This window comes from Arenibaculum sp., assembly GCF_035998295.1.
Taxonomy (GTDB): domain Bacteria; phylum Pseudomonadota; class Alphaproteobacteria; order Azospirillales; family Azospirillaceae; genus DASYHS01.
Genome location: NZ_DASYHS010000007.1, coordinates 1 through 5,220 on the forward strand (window position 1 = coordinate 1; position 5,220 = coordinate 5,220).

The 5,220-nt window shown below is 70.9% G+C and carries 4 protein-coding genes; 3 read left to right on the plus strand and 1 reads right to left on the minus strand.

What is annotated here, in order from left to right; translation table 11 throughout:
* Both fdhF and VGO20_RS00270 read left to right on the plus strand, forming a co-directional pair.
* Nucleotides 1-2,170: formate dehydrogenase subunit alpha (gene fdhF / locus VGO20_RS00265; protein ID WP_327500265.1), on the plus strand; the 2,170-nt coding region annotated here is incomplete at its 5' end.
* A gap of 115 nt (nt 2,171-2,285) precedes the next feature.
* Nucleotides 2,286-3,068, plus strand: coding sequence for a rhomboid family intramembrane serine protease (locus VGO20_RS00270; protein WP_327500266.1), 783 nt, complete (start codon nt 2,286-2,288; stop codon nt 3,066-3,068).
* A gap of 55 nt (nt 3,069-3,123) precedes the next feature.
* Here the strand turns inward: VGO20_RS00270 and VGO20_RS00275 are convergent, their stop codons facing one another.
* On the minus strand, nt 3,124-4,329 hold the full coding sequence (locus tag VGO20_RS00275; protein WP_327500267.1) for an ABC transporter substrate-binding protein: 1,206 nt from the start codon (nt 4,327-4,329) through the stop codon (nt 3,124-3,126).
* Nucleotides 4,330-4,551: 222 nt separating this feature from the next.
* Here VGO20_RS00275 and VGO20_RS00280 point away from each other — a divergent pair.
* The coding region (locus VGO20_RS00280) for a hypothetical protein (protein WP_327500268.1) at nt 4,552-5,220 on the plus strand (669 nt) is incomplete at its 3' end.

The window sequence follows — 5,220 nt, forward strand, 5'->3', positions numbered from 1 at the left end:
CGTCGCCTGCGGCGAATGCGTGCAGGCCTGCCCGACCGGCGCACTGATGCCGGCGAGCCTGGTGGACGCGGCGGGCGCGATGGCCGCGCCCCCGGAGCGCGAGGTCGACAGCGTCTGCCCCTATTGCGGCGTCGGCTGCCAGGTCACGTTCCGCGTGCGCGAGGACCGCATCGTCGCGGTCGACGGGCGCCCCGGGCCGGCCAACCGGAACCGGCTGTGCGTCAAGGGGCGGTTCGGTTTCGACTACGTCCACAACCGCCAGCGGCTGACCACGCCGCTCGTCCGCCTGCCGGGCGCGCCGAAGGGGCTAGACGTCGATCCGGCGAACCCGTTCACCCATTTCCGGCCGGCGAGCTGGGACGAGGCGCTGGACCTCGCGGCGGGCGGCCTCGCCGCGATCCGCGACGCCCATGGCGGCGGGGCGCTGGCGGGCTTCGGATCGGCCAAGGGCTCGAACGAGGAGGCCTACCTGTTCCAGAAGCTGGTGCGCACCGGCTTCGCGACCAACAACGTCGACCACTGCACCCGGCTGTGCCACGCCTCCTCGGTCGCGGCGCTGATGGAGGGCATCGGCTCGGCCGCGGTCACGGCACCCTTCACCGCGGTCGAGCAGGCCGAGGTGATCGTCGTGATCGGCGCCAACCCGACCGAGAACCACCCGGTCGCGGCCACCTTCTTCAAGCAGGCCGTTCGCCGCGGCGCCAAGCTGGTCGTGATGGACCCGCGCGGCCAGGCCCTGAAGCGCCACGCCACCCACATGCTCCAGTTCCGCCCCGGGCGGGACGTCGCGATGCTGAACGCGCTGCTCAACGTGATCGTGAGCGAGGGGCTGTACGACCGCGCCTATGTCGAGGCGCACACGCTCGACTTCGAGCGCCTCGCCGAGCACGTCGGGAGCTTCACGCCGGAAGCGATGGCCCCGGTCTGCGGGATCGACGCGGACACGCTGCGCACGGTCGCGCGCCTCTACGCGACGTCGCGCGCCTCCATCGTCTTCTGGGGCATGGGCGTGTCCCAGCACGTCCACGGCACCGACAACGCGCGCTGCCTGATGGCGCTGGCGCTGATCACGGGGCAGGTCGGGCGGCCGGGGACCGGGCTGCACCCGCTGCGCGGCCAGAACAACGTCCAGGGCGCGTCCGACGCCGGGCTGATCCCGATGGTCTTCCCGGACTACCGCTCGGTCGAGGACGCCTCGGTGCGCGCCTTCTTCGAGGAGTTCTGGGGAGCGGCGCTGGCGCCCGAGCGCGGGCTCACGGTCGTCGAGATCGTCAACGCGGCCCATGAGGGGCGCATCCGCGGCCTCTACGTGATGGGCGAGAACCCCGCGATGTCGGACCCGGACGTGACCCATGCCCGCGAGGCGCTCGCCCGGCTCGACCATCTGGTGGTGCAGGACATCTTCCTGACCGAGACGGCCTGCTTCGCCGACGTCGTCCTGCCGGCCTCGGCCTGGCCGGAGAAGGACGGGACGGTGACCAACACCAACCGCCAGGTCCAGCTCGGCCGCAAGGCGCTGCCGCTGCCCGGCGAGGCGCGGGAAGACTGGTGGATCATCCGGGAGATGGCGCGCCGGCTCGGCCTGGACTGGTCCTACGCGCATCCCCGCGAGGTGTTCGCGGAGATGGCGCTGGCGATGCCCTCGTTCCACGGCATCACCTGGGAGCGCCTGGAGCGCGAGGACGCCGTGACCTATCCCTGCGACGGCGAGGACGTGCCCGGGCACGACATCGTGTTCGGCGACGGTTTCCCGACGCCGACCGGGCGTGCCCGCCTCGTCCCGGCCGGCCTCGTCCCGCCGGCCGAGGAGCCGGACGCCGAGTACCCTATGGTGCTGACCACGGGGCGCCAGCTCGAGCACTGGCATACCGGCTCGATGACGCGGCGGGCCAGCGTGCTGGACGCGATCGAGCCGGAGGCGGTCGCCTGCGTGGCGCCCGAGGAGCTGGACCGGATCGGCGTCACCGCGGGCGGGCGCGTGCGCATAGCGACGCGGCGCGGGACGATCGAGCTGGCCGCGCGCGCCGACCCGGCCGTGGCGGTCGGGATGGTGTTCGTCCCGTTCTGCTACGCCGAGGCGGCCGCCAACGTGCTGACCAACCCGGTGCTCGACCCGTTCGGCAAGATCCCGGAGTTCAAGTTCTGCGCGGCCAGGATCGAGCCGGCCTGAGAAGCGCGGCAGGGATCGGCGCCGCACCGGCGCCGATCCCGTCCAGAGTGTGAAACCCGGGAACGGCGGAGGCGTCCTCCGGTTGGCAGCCGGGAACCCGAGAAAGGCCCGACGCATGTTCTTCCTGCCGCTCTACGACGACAATCCGACCCGTCGGCGGCCGGTGGTCACCTGGATGCTGATCGCGGCCTGCGTCCTGGTCTTCATGTGGCAGGTATCCCTGCCCCCGCTGCAGGGCCGGGCGGTCGTCTTCTCGTTCGGAGTGATCCCCGCGGTCCTGTTCGGCAATGCCGAACTGCCGCCGGAGCTGCGTGCCGTCCCCGGCTGGGCGAGCGTCTTCTCCTCCATGTTCATGCACGGGGGCTTCCTCCATCTCGGAGGGAACATGCTCTATCTCTGGATCTTCGGGAACAACGTCGAGGACAGCATGGGGCGCGGCCGCTTCCTGCTGTTCTACCTGCTCTGCGGCGCAGCGGCGGCGTTCGCGCAGGCGATCGCCGATCCCGCTTCCCGGGTGCCAATGATCGGGGCCAGCGGCGCGATCGGCGGCGTCCTCGGCGGCTACCTGATGCTGCATCCCCATGCGAACGTGCGCGTCCTGATGTGGATCATCATCATCGTGCGCATGATCAACGTGCCCGCCCTGGTCGTGCTCGGAGTGTGGTTCGCGGGCCAGGTGCTGAGTGGTGCGATGACGCCGGTCGAGGAAGGGCAGGGCGGCGTCGCCTTCTGGGCCCATGTCGGCGGCTTCGTGGCCGGCGCGGCCCTGGTGCCGTTCTTCAGGCGGCCGGGCGTGCCGCTGTTCGACCGCCCGCACAGCCGCCCCTTCGAGGTGGTGCCGCCGCCGCCCTTGCGCCGCGGCAGCGTGCCGCCCTCGGGTGGCCGTAACCGGCCGTAGGCTCCCGCCCACGGCCGGATACGCTTCGCGTCAGTTCTCGCCAGTACGCTTCGCGTCAGCCTTTGACCAGCGGGCAAGCGCTCTGGTCCAGCGGCAGGTAGGCCTCGTCGCCGGGGATGGTCTGGAGGATCTCGTAGTAGTCCCACGGCCCCGTGCTCTCGGACGGCTTCTTGACCCGGGCCAGATACATGTCGTGGACCATGCGGCCGTCGGCCCGCACGACGCCGTCCTTCGCGAACACGTCGTTGACCGGCATCTCGCGCATCTTCGCCGCGACGGCCGTCGCCTCGTCCGTGCCCGCGGCCTCGATCGCCTTCAGGTAATGAAGGATCGCCGAATACATCCCGGCCTGGACCATGTTGGGCATGCGCCCGTTCATGCGCTCCTGGTAGCGCTTCGACCAGGCGCGCGTCTCCTCGTCCATGTCCCAGTAGAAGCCGGTCGTCAGCACGAGGTCCTGCGCGACGTCGAGGCCGAGCGCGTGGATGTCGCTCAGCACCAGCAGCAGGCCCGCAAGCTGCTGGCCGCCCTGGGTCAGGCCGAACTCGGCCGCCTGCTTGATCGCGGTCGTGGTATCGGTCCCGGCGTTGGCGAGGCCGACGATCTGGGCGCCGGATCCCTGCGCCTGGAGCAGGAAGGAGGAGAAGTCGGCGGTGTTGAGCGGGTGGCGAACCGCGCCCATGACCTCGCCGCCGGCCTCCTTGACGACGGTGCTGACGTCGGCCTCGAGCGAGTGGCCGAAGGCGTAGTCCGCGGTCAGGAAGAACCAGGTCTTGCCGCCTTCCGCGACGACGGCCTTTCCGGTGCCGTTGGCGAGCGCGACCGTGTCGTAGGTCCAGTGGAAGCCGGTGGGCGAGCAGGCGTCGCCGGTCAGGCGGGAGGTCGCGGCGCCCGACACGATGTTCAGCTTGCCCTTCTCGCGTGCGATCTCCTGCACCGCGAGGGCGACCGAGGAGGTCGTCAGCTCGGTGACGGCATCGACGCCCTGGACGTCGAACCATTCGCGGGCGATGTTCGATCCGATGTCGGGCTTGTTCTGGTGGTCGGCCGAGACGACGTCGATCGGCTTGCCCAGCACGGTGCCGCCGAAATCCTCGACCGCCATCTGCGTGGCGACGACCGAGCCGATGCCGCCGAAGTCGGCGTAGAGGCCGGACTGGTCGTTGAGGACGCCGATGCGTACCCGGTCCCCGGAAACCTGCGCCTGCGCCGCGGTGGCGGACAGCGCCGCCACAGCGGCGCCCAACAGGACTCGCTTCATTGCTTCGTTCCTCCCTGGAGCGGCTTCGTCGCAGCGGTTCCGGAGCGACGTCGTCGCAGCGGTTCCGGAGCGACTTCGTCGCAGTGGTTTATGAGCGGAGGGTAGGCGATCGGTTCCAAGGTGACAATCACCCCGGCGCACTGTCCCGGCATCCTCTCCCGATGGAGTAACCACACCGATCGTGGCATACTGCCGGCCAGGTTCAGCAAGGACGACCACAGCATGAAGAAGGCCCTGATCGCCGGCGCCGGCGTCGCAGCACTCGCCGCGGCCGGCGCGGGCGGCTACTTCCATCTCCAGAAGCGGGCGGACGCCCTCCTGGGCGAGCATCTCGCCCGCATCAACGCGACGCTCCCGGCCGGCTACACGCTGACGCATGGCGGGGCGGAGGCCGATCCGTTCGGTGCCGGCGGCATTCTGCGCGACGTCGTGCTGGCCGGCGACGGCGAGGCGGTGACGATCAAGGAGATGCGGCTGGGCGGAGTCGGCGCGACGCAAGCCGCGCGCGTCGAACTGGACACCGTCCGGGCCACGGGCGGGACCATGGTCCTCACCTCCGACGTGGTCACGATCGAGGACCTCGACCTGTCCGCCGCCGCCGCGGCGATCGCGAAGGCCGGTGCGGAGGGAAGCGTCCCGATCGACCGGGTGCGCTTCGGCCGCATGACGGCGGCGAACCTCTTCACCAAGGACGAAGAGGGGGAAATAGGGGCCGGACGCGTCGTGCTCGCCGGCTATGGCCCGGGCGTGCCGAGCAGGGTCGAGGTCGAGGGCCTCTCCTTCCGCGACCCAACGCCGTCCGGCGACGATCCCGACGCGTTCACGGTGCAGGCGGCGGTGGTCGACGGCTACGACCTGGCGGCGGCGTTCGGCGCGCTGATGCGCGACGCC